Annotated in this window: 27 protein-coding genes; 15 read left to right on the plus strand and 12 right to left on the minus strand. The window is 70.5% G+C overall.

What is annotated here, in order from left to right; all coding sequences use genetic code 11:
• Positions 1–91 precede the first annotated feature (91 nt).
• Entirely contained in the window at positions 92–436 is a 345-nt protein-coding gene (locus OG943_RS37125; protein ID WP_328605581.1) for a hypothetical protein, read from the plus strand.
• A 59-nt stretch (positions 437–495) separates the two neighbouring features.
• Here the strand turns inward: OG943_RS37125 and OG943_RS37130 are convergent, their stop codons facing one another.
• On the minus strand, positions 496–1,122 hold the full coding sequence (locus tag OG943_RS37130; protein WP_328605582.1) for a TetR/AcrR family transcriptional regulator: 627 nt from the start codon (positions 1,120–1,122) through the stop codon (positions 496–498).
• Between the two features lie 185 nt (positions 1,123–1,307).
• Here OG943_RS37130 and OG943_RS37135 point away from each other — a divergent pair, with 185 nt between their 5' ends.
• Both OG943_RS37135 and OG943_RS37140 read left to right on the plus strand, forming a co-directional pair.
• Positions 1,308–2,639: a GH1 family beta-glucosidase gene (locus OG943_RS37135; protein ID WP_328605583.1), complete on the plus strand. Its 1,332-nt coding sequence runs from the start codon at positions 1,308–1,310 to the stop codon at positions 2,637–2,639.
• A complete protein-coding gene (locus OG943_RS37140) occupies positions 2,632–3,897 on the plus strand; it encodes an MFS transporter (RefSeq protein ID WP_328605584.1) in 1,266 nt (421 codons plus the stop codon). Before OG943_RS37135 ends, OG943_RS37140 begins: the two co-directional genes overlap by 8 nt.
• Positions 3,898–4,221: 324 nt before the next feature.
• On the opposite strand, the gene OG943_RS37145 is transcribed toward OG943_RS37140, so the two are convergent.
• A complete protein-coding gene (locus OG943_RS37145) occupies positions 4,222–4,647 on the minus strand; it encodes a hypothetical protein (protein ID WP_328605585.1) in 426 nt (141 codons plus the stop codon).
• Positions 4,648–4,660: 13 nt separating this feature from the next.
• Complete coding sequence (locus OG943_RS37150) at positions 4,661–5,008, minus strand: hypothetical protein (RefSeq protein ID WP_091628760.1); 348 nt, start codon at positions 5,006–5,008, stop codon at positions 4,661–4,663.
• 316 nt (positions 5,009–5,324) lie between these two features.
• On the opposite strand from OG943_RS37150, the gene OG943_RS37155 reads away from it, so the two are divergent.
• Complete coding sequence (locus tag OG943_RS37155) at positions 5,325–6,707, plus strand: helix-turn-helix transcriptional regulator (RefSeq protein WP_328605586.1); 1,383 nt, start codon at positions 5,325–5,327, stop codon at positions 6,705–6,707.
• 26 nt (positions 6,708–6,733) lie between these two features.
• The gene (locus OG943_RS37160) at positions 6,734–7,621 is read left to right on the plus strand and encodes a phosphotransferase family protein (protein ID WP_328605587.1); all 888 of its coding nucleotides are present in this window, start codon (positions 6,734–6,736) and stop codon (positions 7,619–7,621) included.
• Between the two features lie 283 nt (positions 7,622–7,904).
• Here the strand turns inward: OG943_RS37160 and OG943_RS37165 are convergent, their stop codons facing one another.
• From OG943_RS37165 to OG943_RS37180, 4 genes are all read right to left on the minus strand, one after another.
• A complete protein-coding gene (locus tag OG943_RS37165; protein ID WP_328605588.1) occupies positions 7,905–8,933 on the minus strand; it encodes a copper resistance D family protein in 1,029 nt (342 codons plus the stop codon).
• Entirely contained in the window at positions 8,930–9,502 is a 573-nt protein-coding gene (locus OG943_RS37170) for a copper resistance CopC family protein (RefSeq protein WP_328605589.1), read from the minus strand. The genes OG943_RS37165 and OG943_RS37170 overlap by 4 nt, the downstream gene beginning before the upstream one ends.
• Positions 9,502–10,266 (minus strand): YcnI family copper-binding membrane protein, encoded by a 765-nt coding sequence (locus OG943_RS37175; protein WP_328605590.1) that lies wholly within the window; start codon positions 10,264–10,266, stop codon positions 9,502–9,504. The genes OG943_RS37170 and OG943_RS37175 overlap by 1 nt, the downstream gene beginning before the upstream one ends.
• Before the next feature lie 71 nt (positions 10,267–10,337).
• A complete protein-coding gene (locus OG943_RS37180; protein ID WP_442874832.1) occupies positions 10,338–10,832 on the minus strand; it encodes a hypothetical protein in 495 nt (164 codons plus the stop codon).
• A 490-nt stretch (positions 10,833–11,322) separates the two neighbouring features.
• Here OG943_RS37180 and OG943_RS37185 point away from each other — a divergent pair, with 490 nt between their 5' ends.
• The 5 genes from OG943_RS37185 to OG943_RS37205 all read left to right on the plus strand — a co-directional run bounded on the left by OG943_RS37185 (position 11,323) and on the right by OG943_RS37205 (position 15,544).
• Entirely contained in the window at positions 11,323–11,970 is a 648-nt protein-coding gene (locus OG943_RS37185) for an ABC transporter permease (RefSeq protein WP_328605592.1), read from the plus strand.
• Positions 11,963–13,135, plus strand: a complete 1,173-nt coding sequence (locus OG943_RS37190; RefSeq protein ID WP_328605593.1) for an ABC transporter ATP-binding protein — start codon at positions 11,963–11,965, stop codon at positions 13,133–13,135. Before OG943_RS37185 ends, OG943_RS37190 begins: the two co-directional genes overlap by 8 nt.
• Positions 13,132–13,911, plus strand: coding sequence for an ABC transporter permease (locus tag OG943_RS37195; RefSeq protein WP_328605594.1), 780 nt, complete (start codon positions 13,132–13,134; stop codon positions 13,909–13,911). The genes OG943_RS37190 and OG943_RS37195 overlap by 4 nt, the downstream gene beginning before the upstream one ends.
• Positions 13,911–14,882 (plus strand): glycine betaine ABC transporter substrate-binding protein, encoded by a 972-nt coding sequence (locus OG943_RS37200; protein WP_328605595.1) that lies wholly within the window; start codon positions 13,911–13,913, stop codon positions 14,880–14,882. Before OG943_RS37195 ends, OG943_RS37200 begins: the two co-directional genes overlap by 1 nt.
• Positions 14,883–14,974: 92 nt before the next feature.
• Positions 14,975–15,544 (plus strand): NADPH-dependent FMN reductase, encoded by a 570-nt coding sequence (locus OG943_RS37205; protein ID WP_328605596.1) that lies wholly within the window; start codon positions 14,975–14,977, stop codon positions 15,542–15,544.
• 114 nt (positions 15,545–15,658) lie between these two features.
• Here the strand turns inward: OG943_RS37205 and OG943_RS37210 are convergent, their stop codons facing one another.
• Positions 15,659–16,123, minus strand: coding sequence for a DUF6474 family protein (locus tag OG943_RS37210; protein WP_328605597.1), 465 nt, complete (start codon positions 16,121–16,123; stop codon positions 15,659–15,661).
• A gap of 116 nt (positions 16,124–16,239) precedes the next feature.
• Here OG943_RS37210 and OG943_RS37215 point away from each other — a divergent pair, with 116 nt between their 5' ends.
• The 3 genes from OG943_RS37215 (at position 16,240) to OG943_RS37225 (ending at position 19,818) form a co-directional block, all read left to right on the plus strand.
• Positions 16,240–17,886 carry a TM0106 family RecB-like putative nuclease gene (locus OG943_RS37215; protein ID WP_328605598.1) on the plus strand — a complete coding sequence of 549 codons (1,647 nt, stop codon included), beginning with the start codon at positions 16,240–16,242 and terminating at the stop codon, positions 17,884–17,886.
• A 53-nt stretch (positions 17,887–17,939) separates the two neighbouring features.
• Positions 17,940–18,578: a PadR family transcriptional regulator gene (locus OG943_RS37220; protein ID WP_328605599.1), complete on the plus strand. Its 639-nt coding sequence runs from the start codon at positions 17,940–17,942 to the stop codon at positions 18,576–18,578.
• 559 nt (positions 18,579–19,137) lie between these two features.
• Complete coding sequence (locus OG943_RS37225; protein ID WP_328605600.1) at positions 19,138–19,818, plus strand: class I SAM-dependent methyltransferase; 681 nt, start codon at positions 19,138–19,140, stop codon at positions 19,816–19,818.
• Between the two features lie 44 nt (positions 19,819–19,862).
• On the opposite strand, the gene OG943_RS37230 is transcribed toward OG943_RS37225, so the two are convergent.
• Complete coding sequence (locus tag OG943_RS37230) at positions 19,863–20,621, minus strand: SDR family NAD(P)-dependent oxidoreductase (RefSeq protein WP_328605601.1); 759 nt, start codon at positions 20,619–20,621, stop codon at positions 19,863–19,865.
• 183 nt (positions 20,622–20,804) lie between these two features.
• Here OG943_RS37230 and OG943_RS37235 point away from each other — a divergent pair, with 183 nt between their 5' ends.
• Positions 20,805–22,124 carry a UDP-glucose dehydrogenase family protein gene (locus tag OG943_RS37235; protein WP_328605602.1) on the plus strand — a complete coding sequence of 440 codons (1,320 nt, stop codon included), beginning with the start codon at positions 20,805–20,807 and terminating at the stop codon, positions 22,122–22,124.
• A gap of 84 nt (positions 22,125–22,208) precedes the next feature.
• Positions 22,209–22,619 carry a VOC family protein gene (locus OG943_RS37240; protein WP_328605603.1) on the plus strand — a complete coding sequence of 137 codons (411 nt, stop codon included), beginning with the start codon at positions 22,209–22,211 and terminating at the stop codon, positions 22,617–22,619.
• A gap of 42 nt (positions 22,620–22,661) precedes the next feature.
• On the opposite strand, the gene OG943_RS37245 is transcribed toward OG943_RS37240, so the two are convergent.
• From OG943_RS37245 to OG943_RS37255, 3 genes are read right to left on the minus strand one after another with little or no spacing between them, the layout of a single operon-like run.
• Positions 22,662–23,060, minus strand: a complete 399-nt coding sequence (locus OG943_RS37245) for a hypothetical protein (RefSeq protein ID WP_328605604.1) — start codon at positions 23,058–23,060, stop codon at positions 22,662–22,664.
• 52 nt (positions 23,061–23,112) lie between these two features.
• Positions 23,113–24,000, minus strand: a complete 888-nt coding sequence (locus tag OG943_RS37250; RefSeq protein WP_328605605.1) for a VOC family protein — start codon at positions 23,998–24,000, stop codon at positions 23,113–23,115.
• Complete coding sequence (locus tag OG943_RS37255) at positions 23,993–24,517, minus strand: RNA polymerase sigma factor (protein ID WP_328605606.1); 525 nt, start codon at positions 24,515–24,517, stop codon at positions 23,993–23,995. The genes OG943_RS37250 and OG943_RS37255 overlap by 8 nt, the downstream gene beginning before the upstream one ends.
• Positions 24,518–24,528 lie beyond the last annotated feature (11 nt).

The following is a 24,528-nucleotide window of genomic DNA, read 5'->3' on the forward strand; positions in this document are numbered from 1 at the left end:
AAATCTCCTTACGCCGCCAGAAAGACCGATCCGGCTTACTGATCATGACCGCGGACGGCGGTCAGCGCAGTCAGACGGAAAGGAACTTCCCATGTCTTCGGCTCTTCGCAGGATGGCCCTCATCGTCGCCGGCACGGCCGTGATGGTCGGTATCGGCACCGGCTCGGCCTTCGCCGCCACCGGTGGCCACCCCACCGGCGGTCCCACTGGCGGCCACCCCACCGGCCGTCCGCCGGTGGCCTGCTCGATCACCGAGCCGGTTCCCCCGGGCACGCCGGGCGTTCCGGCTCAGCCGATCCAGACCGCTCCGACCAAGCCGGTTCCCCCGGGCACGCCGGGCATTCCGGCTCAGCCGGTCGACTGCTGGATCATCACCACGCCGGTCCTGCCCGGCGCTCCGAGCGGGCCGGCCACGCCGATCGGCCGGCACAAGTAGGAAAACCGGCATGGCTCAGGGGTACCGGGATCATTCCGGTACCCCTGAGCCATGCGTTGTCACTCCCCGAACTTGCTCGCCAGGTAGCCCTTCACCACGTCCTTGGCCTCGGCCACGATCCGCTCGTCGCCCTGGGGGTCGCGGCGGAAGGCGAGTTTCAGGAGGGCGTCCGCGGTCTCGTTGGCGATCGCGATGGCGAACCGCAGCTCTTCGGGCGAGCTGTCGACCTGCACGCTGAGGATTTCCACCAGCGAGTCGACGATCACGGAGTTGTTGTCCCGCTCCTCGTCGAGCAGCTGGAGGTCGATCACGTCACCGAAGTGGACCTTCGAAAACCCGGGGATCTCCCGGTGCATCTGCAGGTAGATGTCCAGCACGGAGTCGACGATGTTCCACCAGTGCTCCGGGCTCAGCTCCTTGAGCCGCTCGTTCACGGCGGCCACGAAACGCTCCAGGTTCCGCTGCGTGAGCGCCTGCACGACTGCCCGTTTGTCGGGGAAGAACTGGTACAGCGAACCGACCGCGACGCTGGCACGCTTCGCGATGAGGGTGGTCGTCAGCGCGTCGTAGCCGAGCTCGTCGATGAGCTCCGCGCTGGCGTCCAGCATCTGCTCCACTCGCTTGGCGCTGCGCTGCTGCACGGGCTTGCGCCGCAGCGGTGTGGGCTCCGCCTGAGTCTCGGACACTGTCGTTCCTCGGTCTTTCTCGCTCTGCTGACGCTCCCCGTTCCGCCAGCGGCGGCGGAACCACTCGTCTGATCTGGGACTTTAGCGCCCTTGCGGGCTTCCCTCTTGACGAGTGACGACCTAACATATGAGAACTTTTCATGTTCACCCGGCCAGGTGGCCGGACGAGAAAGGTGCGTGTGCCGGTGGACTACCCGACCTTCCCGCCCGACTTCCTATGGGGTGTTTCGACCTCGGCGTTCCAGATCGAGGGGGCCACGGCCGAAGGCGGCCGCGGACCGTCCATCTGGGACACCTTCACCGCGACCGACGGCAAGATCGCGCGCGGTGAGGACGCCAAGGTAGCGGCGGACCACTATCACCGCTACTCCGAAGACATCGCGCTGATGGGCGAACTCGGCGTCGGCGCCTACCGGCTGTCCATCGCGTGGCCGCGGATCCAGCCCGAGGGCACCGGGAAGCCGAACGCGGAGGGCCTCGCCTTCTACGACAAGCTCCTCGACGAGGTCTGCGCGGCCGGTGTCGCCCCCGTTGTCACGCTGTACCACTGGGACACCCCACAACCCATCGAGGACGCCGGCGGCTGGCTCGCGCGCGACACGGCCGAGCGCTTCGGCGAGTACGCCGCGATCGTGGGCGAGCGTTTCGCCGATCGCGTGAAGCTGTGGATCCCGCTCAACGAGCCGATGGTCATGTCGATCTACGGCTACGGCATCGGCGAGTACGCGCCCGGCCAGTTCCTGCTGCTCGACGCGTTGCCCACCGCGCACCACCAGAACCTTGCCCACGGCCGCGCCGTGCAGGCACTCCGGGCCGCCGGCGCCACGGGCATCGGCACGGCCAACAACCACTCGCCCGTCTGGACCGTCACCGAAGGCGCCGAAACCGAGGCCGACCGCGAGGCCGCCGTCTGGCTCGACGCGCTGCTGAACCGCACCTTCGCCGACCCCGTGCTGCTCGGCAGTTACCCCGAGCAGGTCCACCCGCACCTGCCCGCGAACTTCGCCGACGACCTGGCCGACATCGCCCAGCCGCTCGACTTCTACGGCGTCAACTACTACGAGCCGCAGGGCGTCGCGGCACCCGGCGAGGGGAATCCCCTTCCCTTCGAACTCCGCCCGGTCGAGGGTTACCCGATGACCACCAACGACTCGCCGATCGTCCCGCAGGGACTGCGCGAGCTGCTGGTGTCCTTCCAGGACCGGTACCAGCAGCAGCTCCCGCCGATCCACATCACGGAGAACGGCTGCAGCTTCGACGACGAGCCCGGTGCGGACGGACTGGTCCACGACGCCGAGCGCATCGAATTCCTGGACAACCACCTGCGCGCCGTCCGCGAGGCGATGGACGCCGGCGTCGACGTCCGCGGGTACTTCGTCTGGTCCCTGCTCGACAACTTCGAGTGGTCCAAGGGGTACGCGCCCCGCTTCGGCCTGGTGCACGTGGACTACGAGACCCAGCGCCGCACCCCGAAGGACTCCTTCGCCTGGTACCGAAAGCTGGTCCGACATGAGTGACACGACCGCCGCCACCGGGGTCCCCGAGGCGCTCGCCGAGCCGGTCGTGCGCGTCCGCCCCGGCTGGATGAGCCTGCTGTTCTTCGCGAACATCGCGCTGTGGCTCGGCGTCTACGCGCCGATCCAGGTCTTGCTGCCGCAGCAGGCGGAGCTGCTCGACGCGGCGAACAAGGAGGCCGTGTTCGGCATCGTGACCGGCATCGGCGCGCTGATGGCGCTGATCGCGAACCCGGCCATCGGGCTGCTGTCCGACCGCACGTGCTCACGCTTCGGCCGGCGCCACCCGTGGACCGTGGCCGGCGCCGTGATCGCCGCGGCCGGGCTGCTCGTGCTCGCGGTGGCGCCGAACATCGCGCTGATGACCGTCGGCTGGTGCCTGGTGCAGGCGGGGCTCAACGGCATGCTCGCGACGCTCATGTCCGGCATCGCCGACCGCGTGCCGGTGGGCCAGCGCGCGCAGGTGGGCGGCCTGGTCGGCATCGCGCAGATGCTCGGCACGGTGCTGGGCGCCGTGGTCGTCGTCGTGATGCTGGACCTCGCCGGGCTGCCGCTCGGGTACTCCGCCTGCGCCGTGATCGTGCTCGGCGGCGCGGCGGTCTTTGTGCTCCGGACGCCGGACGCGCGCCTGCCCGTCGCGTACCGGCCCAGCGGGAACGTCAAAGAGATCATGGCGAACCTCTGGGTCTCGCCGCGCCGTCACCCGGACTTCGCGTGGGCGTGGGCCTGCCACTTCATGATCAACCTCGGCAACGCGTTCGGGACGCTCTACCTGCTGTTCTTCCTCAAGGACGCGGTGCACTACCCGGACCCGGACAGCGGGCTGCTGATCATGATGGGCCTCTACGGCGCCGCGCTGGTGGTCGGCGCCGTGCTCGCCGGGCACTTCTCCGACAAGTCCGGGCGCCGCAAGCCGTACGTGCTGGTGTCCTCGGGCGTGATGGCCGTCGCGGCGCTGCTGCTGGTGGTGTGGCAGACCTGGCCGGTGGCGCTCATCGCGTCGCCGCTGCTCGGCGTCGGGTTCGGCATCTACATGGCGGTGGCGCTGGCGATGCTGACTCAGGTGCTGCCGACCGCGCAGGACCGCGCGAAGGACCTGGGCGTGGTGAACATCGCGAACGCGCTGCCGCAGGTGGTGGCGCCGCTTCTGACCACGCTGATCCTGGAGTGGCTCGGCGGCTATCCGGCTCTGTTCGCGGCGGCGGCCCTCGCGACGCTGCTGGCCGGGGCGCTCGTCACGCGGGTGAGAGCGGTTCAGTAATCACCAATTGGGGAAATGACGGAAGTGGAACCGCGGACCGGTGCCGGTCGGGGGAGGGGAGTGCAACGGCACCGGTCCGCGGAGTCGGGGGTCGCAGCCAGCGGCTTCGCCAGGCTTCGATGATCTTCAACCTAGCGGCGGTTTACGCCGTTCGCTAGAGCCTGCGGAGATAATTTTCGATTAATCGCGCAGAGTTTGGGGTACCGGGGACTGGTTCGTCACGCTCGGGGGGACGGACGAACCAGCCCTCGGTTGGGCGAGAGTGCCGCGGCGGCCGGCTCGATGGGGCAATCGGCCTGGCCACGCGCTCGCCGGTCTTGGGGGTCAGGCCGTGACGGCCCGCGGGTTGACCAGAGCGTGCCTGCCGGTGGTCTCGGCGGGGCTCGGCTGGCCGGCCCGGCGCGTCTGGCCGGGCAGGGGGCTGGTGCGACGGGCGGCCCGCCGGTCGTCTGCGGACATCGCGGCCTGCTGCGGGGCGAGGCCGCCGGCCACCAGGTGCTCGTGGGCGACCTGCCAGACCGAGCACGGCGCCTTGCAGCGGTGCCAGCGGGTGGAGCAGGTCGGGCAGTCGCCGCGCTCGTCCGGATCGTGCGCCTGCAGCATCGAGCGCCAGGCTTCGGTCAGGCGGGGGAGTTCGGAGCGGGCCACCGAGACGAGCGACTGGGCGTCGGCGCGGGTGGCCAGGTCGGACAGCATGTCGAGGCGTTCCCAGACCGCATTGCGGAGGACCTGCCCGAGTACCTGATCCATGGAGAGCTCACCGTTACCTTTCCGCCATTTTGGCGGCTTCGTTGAGTGCGGCCCTGAGCTGGCCGAGCTGACCGGACGTGAGCCGGGCCGTCTCGCCGGGGGGCGAGACGACGACGACCTGGTTGTCCTCGACGAACACCGTCACCGCGCGCTCGCGGCTGATGAGGTCGCCGCACTGCACGCGCCACACCAGCTGTCCGCCCTCGTAGTGACGGACGCCCACGGTGCGGGGGTCGGCCGCGGCGGACGGGGTGACCGGACGGGTCACCGTGGCGACTCCCTGGCCTCCCGCGGGGCCGGGCCGCACGGGGCGCATCGCGGTCCCGGCATGTCCTCCTGCGAGCGAGTCCACGAACTCCACTGGCCCTCCACCGCTCTCTCGTCCGTGTGCACCTTGCGGGATGCACATCCACGTCGTCGCTGTAGCTCGGTTTCCGTAGCTCTCCGTGATCGCGGCCGGTATCCGGTCGGTCACGGAGATCTGACAACTACAGTGAGGTGAAAGCGAGTGCGATAGAAGGTCGAAACCGCGTCATAGCGGTGACCGGGCGGGGTTCCACGGTAAGCGGTCAGCGGACTTCGGCCCTGCCGATCAGACCCTCTGACCGCTCGTTTCCCATGGTTCTCACGGTGTGCTTAGGCTGTTTTCGACGCCCGACGGATGGTGAGGGGTCGCAATGGACGCCAGTACTGGCGGCAACGGATCCGGTGCCGGCAACCCGGTGCCCCCGGATGCCTGGGAGCAGGCCGATATGCGCGCAGCGCTGGCCGCCCGGGAGGTCAGCGCCGTGTACCGGCTGTTGCGCAAGCACGGTGTTTCGCAGCGGCAGATCGCCGCGATGACCGGCCAATCGCAGTCCGAGGTGTCGGAGATCCTCAAGGGTCGGCAGGTCATGGCCTACGACGTGCTCACGAGAATCGCCGACGGCCTGGGTGTCCCCCGTGGATACATGGGTCTCGCGTACGACGAGACCACGGCGATACGGGTCGTCGGTTCGTCCGGCGGCCGGCAGGCTGAGGAGGACGAGTCCGTGAAGCGACGGAGGTTCCTCGCGCACGCCGCCCAGGTCACGATGGGTGCGGCGGTGTTCGGTCCGGAATCAGGGACGTGGTCGTCGGGCCCGGCGCGGACGCCGGCTCCCGGGCGCATCGGCATGACCGACGTGCGCCAGGTGGAGGCGGCGACCAGAGCGTTGCGCGCCCTCGATTACCAGTACGGCGGCGGTTTCTGCCGTGACGCCGTGGTGGCGCAGCTGTCCTGGGGACAGCAGATGCTGGAGTCGAATTCGACCGAGCTGGTGAAGTCCCGCCTGTTCGTCGCGCTCGCCGACCTGCACAGCCTGGCCGGCTGGACCTCGTTCGACACCGGGCTGATGGACTCCGCCCGCGGGCACTTCGCGAACGCGCTCGACCTGGCCAAACAGGGCGACAGCCACCCGCTGGTGGCCAACGTGCTGTACCGGATGGGCCGCGTCTACCTGCACCAGGACGCGGCGAACGACGCGCTGAAGCTGTTCCAGCTCGGCCAGATCGCGGCGCAGGAGTCGGGTTCGGAGCTGGCCGTCGCCGTGCTCTGTGCCAACGAGGCCTGGGCCTACGCGATGATGGGCAACGAGGATCAGGCGATGAAGCTGCTCGGCCGGAGCAAGGACGAGTTCGCCCGCGCCGACACCGTGAACGCCGAGTCCTGGGTCAAGTTCTTCAACGAGACCGACGTCTACGCGATGACCGGCACCGTGCACACCGTGCTGGCGCAGAAGAACGTCGAGCACACGAAGTACGCGATCCCGGCACTGACCAGGGCCGTCGAGTCCTACACCGACGACATGGCCCGCAGCAAGGCGTTCATGCTGAGCGCGCTCGCCACGAACCACCTGCTGGACGGCGACATCGACCACGGCGTCAAGGTCGGCGGCAAGGCCATCGACTGCGCGGAGAGCATCAAGTCGGAGCGGGTCAAGGACCGGATGCGCCCGCTGCAGGCGGAGGCCGAGCGGCGACGCAACAACGTCGACGCCCGTGACCTGGCCGACCGGCTCAAGATCTTCTACGCCGCCTGAGGCCGACGAGTCCCACCGAGCCCTTTGTGGACGGCCGGTTCACCTCAGCCAAGCTGCGCGAAGTGCTGGCCGAAACGTGTGCCCTGCTCGGGCTCGACCCGGCTGGCGCGCGGCTGCTGCGGTTCACCAACAACGCGGTGTACGCGCTGGTCACGGCCCCGGTGGTGGTCCGGATCGTCGGCTCGACGCGGCTGCGGCACCGGGTGCACACGGTCGTCCGCGTCGCCGAGCACTTCGCCCGCCACGGCATCCCCGCGATCCGGCTGCTGGACGACGTCGATCAGCCGCTGCACGTCGGCGAACACCTGGTCACGGTGTGGCGGGAGGTGCCGTCGGTGGGGCGGCCGGCCTCGCCCGCGGACCTCGCCGACCTGCTGCGCCGGGTCCACGCGCTGCCGCCGCCCGAAGGCCTCGCCGAGTGGGCGCCGTTCGACGCGGTGCGGGCGCGGGTGTCCGACGCGGAGGAGCTGTCCGACGGCGACCGGCGGTTCCTGCTGGAGCGCTGCGCCGAGGTCGAGGCGGCCCTTGACGACCTGGACTTCCCGCTGGACAGCGGCTTCGTCCACGGTGACGCGTACCCCGGCAACGTCATCCCCGGCCCGGACGGCCCGGTGCTGTGCGACTTCGACTCCTCGTGCGTCGGCCCGCCCGAGTGGGACCTGACGCCGCTGGCCGTCGGCCGCGAGCGGTTCGGGGACCCGCCGAGCGGTTACCAGGAGTTCTCCCGGGCCTACGGCTTCGACGTGACGGCCTGGCCGGGGTTCTCCGTACTGCGCGCCGTGCGGGAGCTGAAACTGACCACCAGCGTGCTGCCGATCCTGCGCAGTCACCCGCAGGTCGCCGCGGAGCTGCACCGGCGCCTGGACGACCTCCGCCACGGCCGGACGGACGTCCGGTGGTCCCGCTACCGCTGAGCGGTACCGGGGCTCGACCTGGGCGTCGGCCGTGCCCCGATGATCGGGATCGAGTGACCTGAGACACATGCCTGGGATTTTGCACGTGCATTCGCCGCCTGCAGTTGACCGCTTGTCGCATGCCTGGTGACCGCTGACCAGGTGCGTCTCCGAGTAGAAAATTCGGCCCAACGGGTCGCCTCGGATGGATTACTGCTAATCCCACAGTGCAAATTGCAGCTACACGACGTCACTACCAGCCGTTTTGTCACCCGGCGACGACCGGCGAATCACTTGAAGGAATTCAGGAGACGGTGACGGGGGCCCGCGTCAGTACCACCGCGAAGCCGAACGCCAGGCCCATCACCGTCACCTCGAGCGTCGCCCAGGAAGCGATCGCCGTGCGGTTGTGGCGCAGGATCTGCGGCATCAGCCGCCAGCGCAGGTGCGCGCCGAGCAGCGCGATCACGCCCGTGCACAGCAGCTTGAGCAGCATCAGCTGGCCGTACGGCGTGGTGAAGACGCCGGCCCAGAAGCCGATGGTGGGGTTCGCGAGGATCTCGACGATGCCGTTGAACAGGCCGGTGACGGCCGAGATGACCAGGCAGAGCGTGGCCAGCTTCGAGAACCGGGGGAGCGCGTACGCGAGGAGCGTGCGGTTCGAAGCGAGCAGCACGGTCATCGCGGCGAGGCCGCCGCACCAGGCGACCGCGCTCATCACGTGCAGCTCCATCGAGATCATCGTGTAGTCGTGGTAGCTCCAGTTCGACGCGTGGCCGGTCACGGGCAGCGGCAGCAGCGCGAACATGCCGACGCCGACGCGCACCTCGGCCGGCACCTTTTCGCCGTGGCGCAGCGCGACGAAACCGAGCACGGCGTGCAGCAGCGCCAGCACCGCGACGATCACCAGCGCCTTCCCGGCGCCGACCTCGGCGATGTACGTGCCGATGTCGGCCGCCGTCAGCGTCGGCGAGCCGGGCTTGTACTCGGCGGTCTGGAGGATGAGCGCCACCACCGCGCTGGCCGACCAGACCAGCGCGGCGGCGACGGCGGCGGGACGCGCCCGCCGCATCACCGGTTCGGTGAGGTTCGGCCGGTCGTAGCCGACCAGCACGGACAGCAGCGCCAGCCCGATCGTGGCGACCGCCGCCAGGTCCAGCAGCACCCGCACGATCGGGATGGCGGTCGAGACCACCGCGCTGGGCTCCACCACACCCGGGATGGGCGCGGAAGCCGTCAGCGCGACGCCGATCAGGGCGCCCAGCAGCCCCGCCGTGACCACGCAGAGCAGCGTGATCCAGCGGACGTTCGTGGTGGTCTCAGCCTGTGTCACTGCTTCGTCTTCTCCTGACCCGGCTCCCGCCCGCCCGTGCGGAGCGCGACGGTGAGGCCGATCGCGAGCAGGACCACCGCGCCGGCGATCCAGACCCAGATCGGGATTCCCGTCGATGAGGAGGCCGTCGACGAGGACGAGCCGGCGGCCGCGGGCGCGCCGGCGGCCTTCGCCGCGTCGACGCTCGCCGGGGTGCCGGTGCCCGCGGCGGTGAGCGTGAACGGGATCTCGCCCGAGACCGGGTGCCCGTCGGCCGACAGGATCCGGTAGCCGACGGTGTACTTGCCCGCCGGGCCGAGCGGCCGCAGCGGAGCGCTGATCACGTTGTTCTGCACGGTCACCGGACCCTCGGCCCACTGGCCGCCGCTGGGACCGGTCACCGCGATCTGGTTGACGTCGGCGTTCTGCACGTACTGGTCGAAGGTCAGCGTGATCTTCGACGGCCCGGTGGCGACGGACGCGCCGTTCGCCGGGTCCGAGCTGATCAGCACGTTGTGCGCCAGCGCCGGGGTGGCCGTGCCCAGCAGGGCCACCCCGGTGATCGCCAGCGCGAGGAGCGCTTTCCGCATTACTCGTTTCCCTCGGTCTTTCCGGGCGCCGCGGCGGCGGGCCGGCGCGAGCGCAGGACCGCGCCCGCCCCGACACCGAGCCCGAGCGCCCCGACGATGAGTCCGGCGCCGCCGAGCCAGCGGGCCGTGGTGTCCGAAGTGGACGGTGCCGCTTCGGCGTCATTGGTGGTGGCCGTCATGGCGGCGTGGTCACCTTCGCCGCTCGCCGCGGCGAGCTTGACGACCGGTGCCGGGTGTTCGGGCTCCTCGCCGTTCGCGGGCGTCGGCTGGTTCCACTGGACCACCTTGCCGTCTTCGTAGGTCTGGATGGCGGGGAACTCGAGCTGGTCGACGTTCGACGGCAGCGGCCCGGCGCTGATCTCGAACTCCTGGAACTCGGCGGAGCCCGCGGCGATCTTGCTGCCGGGCTGCGCGGTCCAGACCACCTTGGTGACGGCCTTGGTGATCTTCGTGCCGGACGCCGTGGTCACCGGCTGCGCCAGCGGCGACGAGGTGACCTCCGCGGTCCAGCCGGGGATCGGCTTGGTGCGCAGGCTGCCGATGCCGTACTCCGGCTTGAGGTCGACCTCGACCTTGATGGTGCCGGCGTTGGCCTCTTCGTTGGGGACGCGGAAGAAGATCGCGCCGTAACCGCCCTTGGTGGGCTGCGCGCCGTAGACGTTCGCGGTGACGTGGGCCGACGCGATGCCCGCGCCGAGCAGGCCGGCGGCGCCGACGGTGGCGGCGAGCACTCCGGCGCGCTTGAAGACGTGGTGACGGGACACAACTGCTCCTGAACAGGATCATCCGGCGGACAACGGGGGTCCGCCGTGAAAAGGGTTGGGGGATCTGGGGTTCAGGAGAAGACGGGCGGGCCGCGACGGCCGTGGACACGCCTCAGCTCGAGGCGCGGCAACGCGACGGCCCGGGCGGGCCGCGGCGGAAGCGGGGCCGGCGCCGCGGCGGGCACCGGGAGCGCCCGCGCGAGCAGCGGCAGGAACGCGCGCACGACGTGCAGCACGGTGAGCAGCATCCGGTCGGCCCGCGCCAGCAGCAGTGCGGTGAGCAGGGTGGCGACGGCGTGGGACGCGGTCATCGCCCAGCCGCCCGACCAGCCGGTGGCCGGCGGCATTTCGTGGGCGGCGAGGACGGTGAGCACGAGGTGCATCACCAGCTGCCCGGCGCCGAGGACCACGACGGTGGCGACCGGGCCGCGGGCCTTGCCGGCGACCGCGGTGGCCGTCCAGCCGAGCAGGCCGGTCAGCAGCAGGGTCAGCGCGGCGTCCGGGACGCCGCCGTCGGCGACCGCGTGCGCGGTCACGGCGAGTGTGCCGGAGCTGACCGCGAGCAGCCCACCACGGACAGCGGCGAGCGCGCCGCGGGGCCGGGTCGGTGAGCTCACCGGGGCAGCTTATCGACACGACACCTGGTGATCGAGCGCTCTCGCCAGGTGAGCAGTGGCCGGGCCAAACTGTGACCGTGAGTGCGCGAATGCCTTCGCAGGATTACGAATTTCGGTGAGATGGCCGGTCATCTCAAATCGTTGCCCTTTTCGAACGAAAAGACCTTCACGATCCGGAGAAACCCGTGGAAAACGGTGGTGGCGGGTGTCGAAAACCGGCCCCACGAACGCGTGGAAACCGATTTCGATCAGGTAAAACACCCCGGCCAGGGCTGTTGCGCCGGTTGCCGATCGTCTCGGGATGCGGAACGGTGGTCGGACCAACAGCACAAGGGAGGTTTCAACCGCATTCGTTTCGGGTAGTCACCCAGCCGGTTGATGAGCTACTCCGAACGGGTGATTTCGGGGGTCCTCACATGCGGCAGGAGAACGAATACGGATGAACCTCTTCGAGTACATCTCGGACCGGGCGAGCAAGCTGTGGCTGGAGGCCTACCTCCACACCAGCATGGTGGTGCAGTGCACGATTCTCGCCGCGATCCTCGGCGTGCTGATCGGCATCGCCGTGTACCGCAGCCCGATCGGCGCGGCGCTGGCCACGGCGCTGGCCAGCACGATCCTCACGGTCCCTTCTTTCGCCCTCCTGGGGCTGCTGATCCCGCTCTCCGGGCTCGGCTCCACCACCGCGGTCATCGCGCTGGTGCTCTACGGCCTGCTGCCGATCGTGCGGAACACGATCGTCGGGCTCGACGGCGTCGACCCCGCGATCACCGATGCCGCCCGCGGCATCGGCATGGGCCGGATCAGCGTGCTGACGCGCGTCGAGCTGCGGCTCGCCTGGCCCGCGATCCTCACCGGCATGCGGGTTTCCACCCAGATGCTGATGGGCATCGCGGTGATCGCCGCGTACGCGAAGGGCCCCGGCCTCGGTGCCGAGGTCTTCTCCGGGCTGACCAACGCGGGCAGCGCGAACTCTCTGAACCAGGCCCTCACCGGCACCGTCGGCGTTGTGATCCTCGCGCTCATCCTCGACGGCATCTATGTCCTGATCAAGCGATTCACCATCTCGAGGGGTGTCCGTGGCTGAGCACGATGAGGTTTCCGGCGTCGAGATCGAACTCGAACACGTCACCAAGAGGTACCCCGGCACCCGCGAGGCGGCCGTTGATGACTTCTCGATGGTCGTGCCCGCGGGCAAGATCGTGGTCTTCGTCGGCCCGTCCGGCTGTGGCAAGACCACCACGATGCGGATGATCAACCGGCTGATCGAGCCGACGTCCGGGCGCATCACCATCGGCGGTGACGACGCGCTGAAGCTCGACGTCGACACGCTGCGCCGCCGGATCGGCTACGCGATCCAGCAGGCCGGGCTGTTCCCGCACTTCACCGTCGCGCAGAACATCGGCGTGGTGCCGGGTCTGCTGGGCTGGGACAAGAAGAAGGTCACCAGCCGGGTCGAGGAGATGATGGACCTGGTCGGGCTCGACCCGGCCGACTTCCGCGACCGCTTCCCGCGCCAGCTCTCCGGCGGGCAGCAGCAGCGGGTCGGGGTCGCCCGCGCGCTCGCGGCGGACCCGCCGGTGCTGCTGATGGACGAGCCGTTCGGCGCCGTCGACCCGATCACCCGCGGCAACCTGCAGGACGAGCTGCTGCGCCTGCAGACCGAGCTGAAGAAGACGATCGTGTTCGTCACGCACGACTTCGACGAGGCCGTGAAGCTCGGCGACAAGATCGCGGTGCTCGGCAACCAGTCGACGATCCTGCAGTACGACACCCCGGACGCGATCCTGGCCAACCCGGCCGACGACACCGTGGCCGGCTTCGTCGGCGCGGGCGCCTCGCTCAAGCAGCTGACGCTGCTGCGGGTCCGCGACGTCGAGCTGAAGCAGGACGCGCTGACGGCGGGCCTCGACGAGTCGCCGGCGGAAGTCGCGAAGCAGCTCGACGCGCAGCGCAGGCACTTCGTGCTGGTCCTCGACGCGCGCCGTCGTCCGACCCGCTGGGTGCACCGCCGCCAGCTGGCGGCGGCCACCTCGCTGGCCACCGCGGGCAAGCCGCTGCGCGACATCGTCAGCCTGCAGTCCACGCTCCAGGACGCGCTCGAGGCGATGCTCGCCGAAGGCGGCTCGGTGCCGGTCACCGGCGCGCGGGGCGAGTTCGCCGGCACGATCGAGCTGGACACCGTCATCTCGACGATCCAGCAGCTGCGCGAGGAGCACGCCGACGACCACACCGAGGAGGCTTCGGTATGACGGCAGTCGTCGACACGGGCTTCAGCACCGAATCCGGCTCGCGCCGCGCTGAGCGGATCCGGTTGCTCGCCCAGCCGATCGCCGTCCTCGTGATCGTCGCGGTGACGCTGATCTGGGTGTTCGCGAGCGGGCTCACCGCCACCGAGAAGGAGACGCTGAACGCGTCTTCGCTGTTCACCGCGCTGGGCGACCACCTGCTGATGACGATCGTCGTCACGGCGATCGTGGTGCTGGTGGCGGTGCCGCTCGGGGTCATGGTGACGCGGCCGTGGGCGAAGTGGCTGGCGCCGTTCTTCCTGGCCATCGCGAACATCGGCCAGGCCGCGCCCGCGCTGGGTGTGCTGGTGCTGTGGTTCATCTTCACCGGCGCGGTCGGCGGGCTGTGGGTCGCGGCGCTGCCGCTGGCCTTCTACTCGCTGCTGCCGGTGCTGCGGAACACGATGGTGGGCCTGCAGCAGGTGGACCCGTCGCTGGTCGACGCCGGCCGCGGCATCGGCATGTCGGCCTCGAAGGTGCTGTGGCGCGTCGAGTTCCCGCTGGCGATCCCGCTGATCCTGGCCGGCCTGCGCACCGCGCTCGTGCTGGCGGTGGGCACCGCGACGTTCGGCATGTTCGTCAACGCCGGCGGCTTCGGCCTGCTGATCGACACCGGCTACAAGCTGAACCTCACCAAGGTGCTGATCACCGGTTCGGTGCTGGCCGTCGCGCTGGCGCTGCTGGTCGACTGGCTGGGCGCGGTGGCGGAACAGTACTTCGGACCGAAGGGACTCCGCTGATGCACGTCCTCAAGAAGGCGGGCGCGCTGGCCGGGGCCGCCTTGCTCGCCGGGACGCTCTCGGCGTGCGGCCTCGACATCAACACGTCGGTGCCTTACACGATCGAGCCCGGTTCGATCCAGCCCATCCCGGCGCTGGCCGGCCAGCGGGTGGTGGTGGGGTCGAAGGACTTCACCGAGAACATCATCCTCGGCTACATGGCGGAGATGGCGCTCAGCGCGGCCGGCGCGGACATCGTCGACCTGACCGACATCAAGGGGTCGAACTCGTCGCGGCAGGCGCTGCTCAACGGGCAGACCGACGTGACGTGGGAGTACACCGGCACCGGCTGGATCAACTACCAGGGCAACGAGCTGCCGGTGCCCGGCGGGGAGAAGGCGCAGTACGAGGCGACCGCGAAGGCGGACGCGGAGAAGAACGGCGTCACCTGGCTGAACTACTCGCCGCTGAACGACCAGTACGCCTTCGCCACCACTGCGGCGTACGCCGCGAAGAACAACCTGAAGACCACCAGCGACCTGGCGAACTTCCTGAAGCAGAAGCCGGACCAGGCCCGGTTCTGCCTGGAGACGGAGTTCACCAGCCGCCAGGACGGCTTCCCGGCCGCGGTCAAGGCATACGGCTTCCAGAACCCGAAGATCGAGAACTTCGGCATCGGCACCATCTACTCGGCCGTGTCCAACGGGACCTGCCCGGTCGGCGAGGTGTTCACCACCGACGGCCGGATCTCCGGGCTCAACCTGAAGGTGCTGGAGGACGACAAGAAGGCGTTCCCGCAGTACAACGCCGCCGTGACGATGCGGACCGACTTCCTCAACGCGCACCCGGAGATCCGGGGCCCGCTGGAGAAGGTGACCGCGGCGATCGACAACGTGCAGATGGTCGAGCTGTGCAAGCAGGTGGACGTGGACGGCAAGGACGCCGGCACGGTCGCGCACGACTGGATGCTCAAGAAGGGCTTCATCAAGTAGCCGCGCCCGCCTCCCGGCGCCCGGCCGGCCCGATTACTGAGCAATGCTAAGTTGTTGGGGAGATCAAATCCGGGACGCTGGGAGGCGCGAGCGTGACCAAGCTGGAGATCATCGTGGCGAGCACTCGCCCGGGGCGGGTGGGCCTGCCCGTGGCGAAGTGGTTCGAGGGCGAGGCGAAGACCCACGGTGGTTTCGACGAGGTCGAGATCGTCGACCTGGCCGAGGTGAACCTGCCGTTCTTCAACGAGGCCAAGCACCCGCGCCTGCGTGAGTACGAGCACCAGCACACCAAGGACTGGAGCGCGAAGGTCGCCGAGGCGGACGCGTTCGCGTTCGTGATGCCGGAGTACAACCACGGCTTCAACGCCGAGCTGAAGAACGCGCTCGACTACCTGCACCACGAGTGGCTGTACAAGGCCGCCGGGCTGGTCAGCTACGGCGGCGTCGCGGCGGGCACGCGGGCCACTCAGATGATCAAGCCGGTGCTCGCCGTGCTGCGGATGACCACCGTCGCCGAGGCCGTGTCGATCCCGTTCGTGCAGCAGTTCCTCGAAGACGGCGTGATCGTGCCGAACGACGTGATGACCACGGCGGTGAAGGCGATGCTGGACGAGCTGGTGCGGGTGGCGGAGACGCTGAAGCCGCTGCGCAAGGACTCCTGAGACAGTGCGCCCCAATGTGGCGTTCGGTGCGTCCAACGCACCGAACGCCACATTGGGTGCGTTGAGCGCAACCAACGCCACATTGGGGCGCTTCGACGGTCCGGCCCTCGCGCGTCAGACGCCGAGCCGGTGCAGCAGCTGTTCCTCCAGCCGGTCCAGCTCGCCGGCGACCGCGTGGTGCGCCGCCTTGCGCCGGGCCGCGGGCATGCGCTCGGCCGCCCGGACCGTGGCGGACAGCTGTTCCAGCGTGCCCTGGGTCTCGTCGGCGAACTTCGTGTCCGCGGCCGAGGACTTCGACGACTTCCGCAGCTCGGCCAGCCCCTGCACGAGCCCGGCGATCCGGGCGTGCAGCGCGGCCCCCCGGCCGGTGTACTCGCCGAGCTGGTCGACGGCGACGCCGAGCTTGCGCGCCTGGTACCGGTCGTACAGCTCCCGGGCCGCGCCCGCCGCGCGAACGGCATACGGCGCCACCACCGGCAGCACCGCCGGGCCCAGCACCTTGGCCACCGCGATCGCGTTCTTCGCCTTCTTCGGGGTGACTCGAGCTTCACCCGCGTCCTGCTTGGCCTTGCGCGCCATGGCCCACCTCCTGCGACTCGTCGGGCTTGAACTTACTGGTCCCCGTGGTGGCGGGCATGTCGGCTCGCAGGAGTGCGGGCAGGTCGGCTCGGGACAGCGGAACTAGAGTGATCAGTATGGGTAACGAGGTGCTGCTCGACGCGGGCGCCGTCAGCCGGTGCCGGCGCCGCGTGCACCTGGAGCACGACCCGGCCATGCGGGAGGTCCCGCTGCCGCCGCCGGATCCGACCGCGCAGCAGCGGATCGACGACGCCACGGCGCACCGCGAGGAGATCCTGCGCCGGCTCGTCGAGGCCACCGGGCCGGACGCGACGTGGGCCCGTATCGCGCGGGACCGGCCGGCCGCCGAGCGGGTGCGGCTCACCGAGCAGGCGTTCGCCGACGGCGTCCAGTACATCTGGGGCGGGCTGCTGCCCGCCGACTCGATCGAGCACCGGCGCGGTGGCGTCGACCTGCTCGTGCGCGCCGGCACCGGGTACGTGCCGGTGCTGGTGGTGCGGCACCGGATCACCGACCGCGGCTCCGGCGCGCCGACCACCGTGATGACCGACCTCGACCCGGCGCACCGCGGGCCGGACGACGCGCGCAAGGTCCGCTCGCAGCCGCGTGACCAGCTGCGGCTCGCGCACCTGCGCCGGATGCTGCAGACCCACGGCCGCGCCGAGGCCGGCCGCGCGATGGGCGGCGTGATCGGGCTCGACGCCGACGTTGTCGTCTGGCACGACCTCACCGCGGGCACCTGGCCGGGCGGGCGCAGCGCGATGAACGAGTACGACGCCCGGTTCGCCGACCGCCTCGCCGTCGCCACCGCGGCCGCGACCGGCGACGAGCCGCTGGCCATGCCGTCGCGCGTGCTGGAGTGCCGGCGCTGCCCGTACTGGCCGACGTGCGAGGTGCTGCTCACCGAGACCCGCGACGTCAGCCTCGTCGTCCGCGGCGAGGACGCCACCGAGCTGCGCAAGGCCGGCGTGTCCACTGTGGACAACCTGGCCGCGCTGGACCCGGTCGACGACGCGCCGCCGATGAACTGGACCGGCGGCACCTTCGCCGACGCCATCATGCTGGCGCGCGCTTGGCTCGCCGACCTCACCATGGTCCGCCGCACGCCCGAGGTCGAAGTGGCGCGCGCGGACGTCGAGGTCGACGTCGACATGGAGAGCTTCGGCGACGCGGGCGCGTACCTGTGGGGCACGCTGCTGTCCGGCGCCGACATCGGGCTGCCGCGCGGCTACCGCGCCTTCGCGACCTGGGACCCGCTGCCGACGACGGACGAGGCGCGCTCGTTCGCGGAGTTCTGGGCGTGGTTCACCGACGTCCGCGAGCGCACGCTGGCGGCCGGGCTGACCTTCCGCGCGTACTGCTACAACGCGCTGGCGGAGAACCGCTGGCTGTTCGGCTCGGTGGAGCGCTTCGGGGATCACCCCGGCGTCCCGTCGCGCAAGGCGGTTCAGTCCTTTGTGGATTCTGACGAGTGGGTGGACCTGTTCCGCAGCGTCACCGACCAGTTCCTGTGCTCGCGCGGTAAGGGCCTCAAGGTGGTCGCGCCCGTCGCGGGCTTCACCTGGCGCGACCCGGAGGCCGGCGGTGAGGCGTCGATGCGCTGGTACCGCGACGCCGTCGGCATGGACGGCGAGCTGCCCGACGACGCCCAGCGCGAGCGGCTGCTGCGCTACAACGAGGACGACGTCCTGGCCACGAAGGCGCTGCGCGAGTGGATGTCGGACCGCGCGCAGGCTGAAGTGCCGTACATGCTCGACCTGTAGGCCTCGTTTGCGTATACTCGTGGACGAGTACTCGTCTACGAGGAATGGTGCTGGTGAAACGACGCAAGGTCGGCAACATGCTGGGCCTCGCCGTGTTGTCCGCCCTGCTCGAGCGGCCGATGCACCCGTACGAAATGGCCACCGTGCTGCGGGAACGCGGCAAGGACGGCGATATGAAGATCAAGTGGGGCTCGCTCTACACGGTGGTCGGCAACCTGGAGAAGCACGGTTTCGTCGAGGCCGTGGAGAGCGTGCGCGAAGGTGCGCGGCCCGAGCGCACGATCTACCGGCTCACCGACGCCGGCCGGGCCGAGCTGGAGGACTGGGTCCGCGAGCTGCTGGGCGAGCCCGACTTCGAGCCGCCGAAGTTCCGGGCCGGGCTGTCGCTGTTGCCCGCGCTCGGGCCGGACACGGTGGCGGAGCTGCTGGGCACCCGGCTGGGCGCGCTGGAGGAGCGGCTGCTCACCCGCGCCGAGGCGCTCGACGGCTACCGCGCCGAGGTGCCCCGGCTGATGCTGGTGGAGGCCGAGTACGAGCTGGCCCTGCTGCGCGCGGAGGCGGACTGGGTCCGCGCGCTGCTGCACGACCTGACCACCGGCGCGATGCCGGGGATCGACGCGTGGCGGCACTTCCGGGAGACGGGGCAGCTGCCGGAAGACTTGGGCGCCTTCGCTGAAGGGGGCCGGGAGTGAATCTGGCTGCTTGTGCCGAAGGGGACCGGGAGTAGCTGGAAGGCTCGGCCGACTTCATCGAGGGGCCGGGAGTAGCCAGAAGACCTGGCCACCTTCTCTGAAGGGGCGGGAGTAGCCGGAAAGCCCGGCCGCCTTCGTCGAGGGGCCCGGAGTAGCTGGAAGGTCTGTCCGCCCTCGCAGGGTGGGCCAGGCGTAGCCGGAAGGCCCGGCCGCCCTCGCAGAGAGGCGGCGAGCTGCTGGAAGACCGCCCCCTTCGCTGAAGGAGGCGCGAGTAGCCAGAAGACCTGTCCGCCTCAGCCGAAGGGGCCAGGCGTAGCCGGAACACCTGCCCGCCTTCGCAGAGCGGCCAAGGCGTAGCCGGAAGACCTGTCCGCCTTCACCGAAGGAGGCGGGGAGTAAAGGCCGGCCCCGGCGGCGATGCTGGCACATCGTCACCGGGACCGGGAAACCCTCGAACCGTTCCGCGCGAGCGAACCCGGCCCTGGGGCTGCACACACAGGATACGGGGGGCACCTCGCGGGGACCGGTTCGCACCGATCACCGAAACGGGGAGTCACCCATGGGGAACACCGGAGTCAGACACCACCGCACCAAACTGCTGCCGGAGATGGAAGGGCCGGTCGCGCGGGCGTACGCGCGCGGCCGCAACACTGCTCCGCAGCTCGCGTTCTGCCGCCGCGTGGCTGGCGAGATCACCACCGGCCTGCCCGACGGCGCCGCCGTGCTCGAAGTGGCGCCGGGGCCGGGCTACTTCGCCGTGGAGATGGCGCGGCTGGGCTTCGCCGTCACGGGGCTCGACGTGAGCCGCACGTTTGTCGGGCTGGCGCGGGAGTACGCGCGGGCCGAGGGGGTGGCCGTCGAGTTCCGTCAGGGTGACGTGGCCGCGATGCCCTTCGCTGACGGCTCGTTCGACTTCCTGATCTGCCAGGCCGCGTTCAAGAACTTCGCGCGGCCCGTGGCGGCGCTCGACGAGATGCACCGCGTGCTGCGTCCCGGCGGCGTCGCGGTGGTGCAGGACATGAGCAAGGAGGCGACGCACGCCCAGATCGAGGCCGAGGTCGCGGCCATGGCGCTGGGCAAGGTGGCCGCGTTCACCACCCGGCAAACGCTCGGCGGGCTGCGGCGGCGGGCCTACACGCCCGCACAGTTCACGGCGACGGTGGCCGAAAGCGCCTTCCGGACGTGCACCGTGATCACCGAGGGCATGGGCCTCGAGGTCCGGCTGACCCGGGCGGCCTGACCCCGCGAGGGGATCGCGACACACGCGGTCCCCTCGCGGGCGGGTCAGCGCGGGGCCATGCGCAGCGAGCCGTCCATGCGGACGACCTCGCCGTTGAGGTAGTCGTGGTCGATCAGCGAGAGGGCGAGCTGGGCGTACTCGTCCGGGCGGGCGAGGCGCTTCGGGAAGGGCACGCCCGCGGACAGCGTCGCGCGGAACTCGTCGCTCACCGTCGCCAGCATGGGGGTGTCGACGATGCCCGGCGCGATCGTCAGCACCCGGATGCCGGACGTCGACAGGTCGCGCGCCGCCGGGAGGGTCAGGCCGACCACCCCGCCCTTGGACGAGGAGTACGCGACCTGGCCGATCTGGCCGTCGAAGGCCGCGATGGAGGCGGTGTTGATGATGACGCCGCGCGCGTCGTCGGCCAGCGGCTCGGTCGCGGCGACGGCCTCGGCGGCGATGGTCAGCACGTTGAACGTGCCGATCAGGTTGATCTGGATGACCTTCGCGTACAGCGCCAGGTCGTGGCGGCCCTTCTTCGACAGGATCCGCGCGGACGGCCCGATCCCGGCGCAGTTGACCACGATCCGCAGCGGCACGCCCGAGCCCGCCGCGGTGTCCACCGCGGCCTGGACCTGCTCGGGGTCGGTCACGTCGGCCTCGACGTAGGTGACGCCCTCGACCGGCTCGGCCTTCTCGATCGAGCCCGCGAGGTCCAGCGCGAACACCCGCGCGCCCTTCGCGGCGAGGGCCTTGGCGGTCGCGCCGCCCAGGCCGGAGGCACCGCCCGTGACGAGCGCTGCGGTGTCGGTGATCTGCATCTTCTGCCCTTCTCCTGACTCACGGGCGCGGCCGGCGCACCGTCCGGCCCAGGTTAACGCTCGTTCGCATCGGGGGCGCGTGTGCTGCCTCACCCGGCCTGCTTCCGCACTGTCGCGCGGAGTATTCGGCAGCGCCCACTTCCGTTAGCGCGGTCGTCAACTCCGGCTGTCACCTTCGGCAGCATGAGCGCAGCTCGGATCGTGGTGGTGGGGACGGGGTACGTCGGATTGACCACGGGGGCATGTCTCGCGAGCCTGGGGCATCGCGTCACCTGCGTGGACGTGGACGAGGCGAAGATCTCGCGCCTGTCCGCCGGCAGAGTGGACATTCTCGAACCGGGGCTGGCCGACCTGGTCGTCCGGGGGATCAGTACCGGACGGCTGTCGTTCGTGGTCGGCGCGCGGGCCGCCGTGCGCGAGGCCGACGGGGTTTTCCTTTGTGTGCCAACGCCGATGGGCGCGGGCGGCTCGGCCGACCTGCGCGCGGTGGAGGCGGTGACGAACGAGATCGGCGACGTGCTGCCGCCCGGCTGCGCGCTGATCACCAAGTCGACCGTGCCGGTGGGCACGTCGAAGCGGATCCGCGCGATGCTGGGCCGCGCGGACGTGCCCGTGGTGTCGAACCCGGAGTTCCTGCGCGAGGGCACGGCGGTGGCCGACTTCCTCGGCCCGGACCGGATCGTCGTCGGCTCCGACGACCGCGCCGCCGCCCGCTGGGTCGGCGACCTCTACGGCGACCTCGCCGCGCCCGTTGTCGTCTCCGACGCGGCGAGCGCCGAGCTGGTGAAGTACGCGGCCAACTGCTTCCTCGCGCTGAAACTGTCCTATGTGAACTCGATCGCCGAGCTGTGCGAGCGGCTCGGCGCGGACATCGACCTCGTCACCGAGGGCATGGGCTACGACCGGCGCATCGGCCGCTCGTTCCTCAAGCCCGGCCCCGGCTGGGGCGGCTCGTGCCTGCCGAAGGACACCAGCGCGCTGGTGAAGGTGGCCGAGTCCGTGAACTACGACTTCCGGATGCTCACCTCGGCCATCGACGAGAACATCGCCCAGCGCGACCGGATCGTCGCGAAGATCGCCGGCGCCTGCGGCGGAAACCTGGCCGGCGCCCGGATCGGACTGCTGGGCCTGGCGTTCAAGGCCGGCACCAACGACCTGCGCGACTCGCCCGCGCTGGCCGTCGCGTCCGTGCTCGGCGCGCTCGGCGCGGAGCTCACGGCGTTCGACCCGGCCGTCGACACCGGCATCGACGGGATGACCGTGGTCGACGACCCGTACCAGGTCGCGAAGGACGCCGACGTGATCGTGGTGCTCACCGAATGGGACGAGTTCCGCCGGCTCGACTGGAGCGTGATGGCGGACGCGATGGAGGGCGACGACGTCGTCGACACCCGCAACCTGCTGGACCCGCAACGGATCCTGGACGCCGGGCTGTCCTGGCAGGGTGTCGGCCGCCCGCGCGCGACGCGGCCGAAATCCCTGGCGAAGTCGGGGCGGCGCTGACTAGGCTCCAGGGGCGGCATCGCGTGTCGGTCACCGGCTGGGTGAGACATGGAGGTGCCGAGATGCCTTGTGGAGGCATTGTTCGTGTCAGTTTCCGTCGAGTTGAACCATCTGATCGTCCCGTCCCGTGACAACCGGGAGTCCGCCGAATTCCTCGCCCGTCTGCTGGGGCTCGAGACCGGTGAGGAATGGGGGCCCTTCATCCCCGTCCACGTCGGCAACGGCGTGCGGCTGGACTTCGCGTCCGTCCCGCCGGAGGACCTGCGCCTGCAGCACTACTGCTTCCTGATCCCGGAGGCCGATTTCGACGCGTTTTTCGCGCGGCTGAAGGAAACCGGCGTGACCTACCACGCCGATCCGCATGGGCAGCAGCCCAGCGAGATCAACCACAACTACGGTGGCCACGGCGTCTACTTCCTGGATCCGGGCGGTAACGGTTTGGAAGTGATCACGCAGCCGTACGAGCCGGAGCGGAAGCGGCCCGAGCGCTGGTAAACGCTCGTGAGTGTTTATGCCGGTTAGAACCGTCATAAACACTCACGAGTCCTGCAGTGAAGCCCACCCGCCGCCGGCGGCGAGCAGGGACCGGACCCCCGTCACGTGGTCGGCGAAACCCGCCAGGTCGGCGTGCAGCAGGGCGGCCCGTTCGGCGTCCAGCGGCGTCGTGTCGTCGCGCCAGAGCTCCAGCGTCCAGTTCGACGCCAGGAAGATCGAGCGGACCAGGCCGGCGACGCCGGAGTCGGTCGGGCCGCCGGCGCGCTGGTACGTCGCGAGGATTTCGTCGCAGGTGCCGAAGAGGCGGTCCAGGCCGCGGACGGCGTCGGCGGGGGTGCCGTCCCAGTCGGGGCCCGGCCAGCTGCCCGAGCCGAGTTCCAGCCACAGCCGCCATCCGGCGGTGAGCTCGGCGTCGTCGCTTGGCGTCCAGTGCCCGGCCATGGACCGAGTGTGCGCCCCGGCGGCGCGGAAATCCCCCGGGGCGAGGTTCATCTCACTCGCTTGGCTGCTCCCACAGCCCGAACTCGATGCCCTGGTTGTCGACGCAGTCCGCGCTCAACCCGTACGGCTGCCGCGCCGCCTCGCCCGCGGTCCCGCCGTGCTCGCGGACGCGGGTGAGCGCGGCGGCCAGGTCGTCCACGGCGTACATCACCTTCCAGCCCGTCTGGCGCCCCGGGCCGCCCCAGAGCCCGCCCATCAGGCCGGCACCTTGGACGCCCCAGCCGCCTTCGACCCGGCCCGGCGAGAACTGCCAGCCGAGCACGGCGCCGTAGAACTCCTTCGCTGGCTCGGCCGCCGGGACCTGGAAGGTGAAGTAACCCGCTTCGCCGTGGCGTACGGGCGGCGAAGCGGCGTGAGTGGCCGGCGCGGCCTGCCCGAGGAGCCATCGCTGGCCGTACGGGTCCTTGATCGTCCCGCCGAGGCCGTAACCGCGGTCCTCGACCGGGCGCAGCAGCTCCGCGCCCCGCTCGACGGCCAGGCGCGCGGACTCCCGCACGTTCGCCACCTCGACGCGGATCAGCGGCCCGCCGACCGGTGCGACGACGTTGCCCAGCTCGGGGAACTCCTCGGCCAGCATCAGCACGCTGTCGCCGATGGCCAGCTCGGCGTGCCCGACCCGGCCGTCGTCCATCAGGATCGGGTCGGACCGCCGTCGCGCGCCGAAGACCTCGACGTAGAAGTCGAGCGCGGCCCGGGCGTCGGTCACGACGAGGTACGGCGCGAGCGCGTGGACCTTGGCGTCGGCGGGGGTTTCGGTGGTGGTCATCTCGGCTCCGTTCAGGATCAGGCGACTGAGGTGGTCGCGCAGTTCCGCGGCGAACGCCGGATCGGGGCCGACCGGCGCCGAGGGCCGGCGAAGCGCGTCGAACGGCTCAGGCATCGCGACCCTCCTTCTCCTGGTAGCCGCGCCGGAACGCGGCCTTGGCGCGGGTCAGCAGCCCTTCCGTGGCGTGGACCGTGCGGCCGAGGTGCTCGGCGACACCCGCGACCGGCAGGCCGTCGACGTAACGGAGGGTCAACGCCGCCCGGTGGGGCACGGCGAGCGACTCGAGCACCTGCCGCGCGCGCAGGGCGTCGAGCCGCTCGTCCCACGGGTCGCTGACGTCGGGCTCGGAGTCGTGCACCAGCCGCAGTCCCCGGTCCTCGCGCTCCCGGCGCCGCCAGTGGTCGGCGAGCTTGTGCCGGGCCACGCCGATCAGCCACGCGACGCTCACCGCGGGCGCGTCGTCCTTGCGACAGGCGGCGACCGCGCCGAGGAACGTCTCGGACGTCAGCTCCTCGGCCAGCGTGCGGTCGCCGCACCTCGAGAGCAGGTACCCGTAGACCTCCGGCAGCGCGGTCTCGTAGAGCCCGAGCAGCGCGAAGGCCGGGTCCGGTCGCACCCGAGGTTCCGTCACACCCTCATCGT

It is taken from the genome of Amycolatopsis sp. NBC_00345 (genome assembly GCF_036116635.1).
GTDB lineage: Bacteria > Actinomycetota > Actinomycetes > Mycobacteriales > Pseudonocardiaceae > Amycolatopsis.

What these genes read in the sequence shown, in the direction of transcription:
- OG943_RS37170 (WP_328605589.1), bottom strand. Translation starts at nt 9,502, where the DNA reads ATGCGGAAAGCGCTCCTCGCGCTGGCGATCACCGGGGTGGCCCTGCTG.
- OG943_RS37230 (WP_328605601.1), bottom strand. Translation starts at nt 20,621, where the DNA reads ATGCAGATCACCGACACCGCAGCGCTCGTCACGGGCGGTGCCTCCGGC.
- OG943_RS37245 (WP_328605604.1), bottom strand. Translation starts at nt 23,060, where the DNA reads ATGGCCGGGCACTGGACGCCAAGCGACGACGCCGAGCTCACCGCCGGA.
- OG943_RS37235 (WP_328605602.1), top strand. Translation starts at nt 20,805, where the DNA reads ATGAGCGCAGCTCGGATCGTGGTGGTGGGGACGGGGTACGTCGGATTG.
- OG943_RS37125 (WP_328605581.1), top strand. Translation starts at nt 92, where the DNA reads ATGTCTTCGGCTCTTCGCAGGATGGCCCTCATCGTCGCCGGCACGGCC.
- OG943_RS37140 (WP_328605584.1), top strand. Translation starts at nt 2,632, where the DNA reads ATGAGTGACACGACCGCCGCCACCGGGGTCCCCGAGGCGCTCGCCGAG.
- OG943_RS37210 (WP_328605597.1), bottom strand. Translation starts at nt 16,123, where the DNA reads ATGGCGCGCAAGGCCAAGCAGGACGCGGGTGAAGCTCGAGTCACCCCG.
- OG943_RS37215 (WP_328605598.1), top strand. Translation starts at nt 16,240, where the DNA reads ATGGGTAACGAGGTGCTGCTCGACGCGGGCGCCGTCAGCCGGTGCCGG.
- OG943_RS37250 (WP_328605605.1), bottom strand. Translation starts at nt 24,000, where the DNA reads ATGCCTGAGCCGTTCGACGCGCTTCGCCGGCCCTCGGCGCCGGTCGGC.
- OG943_RS37225 (WP_328605600.1), top strand. Translation starts at nt 19,138, where the DNA reads ATGGGGAACACCGGAGTCAGACACCACCGCACCAAACTGCTGCCGGAG.
- OG943_RS37145 (WP_328605585.1), bottom strand. Translation starts at nt 4,647, where the DNA reads ATGGATCAGGTACTCGGGCAGGTCCTCCGCAATGCGGTCTGGGAACGC.
- OG943_RS37195 (WP_328605594.1), top strand. Translation starts at nt 13,132, where the DNA reads ATGACGGCAGTCGTCGACACGGGCTTCAGCACCGAATCCGGCTCGCGC.
- OG943_RS37185 (WP_328605592.1), top strand. Translation starts at nt 11,323, where the DNA reads ATGAACCTCTTCGAGTACATCTCGGACCGGGCGAGCAAGCTGTGGCTG.
- OG943_RS37155 (WP_328605586.1), top strand. Translation starts at nt 5,325, where the DNA reads ATGGACGCCAGTACTGGCGGCAACGGATCCGGTGCCGGCAACCCGGTG.
- OG943_RS37200 (WP_328605595.1), top strand. Translation starts at nt 13,911, where the DNA reads ATGCACGTCCTCAAGAAGGCGGGCGCGCTGGCCGGGGCCGCCTTGCTC.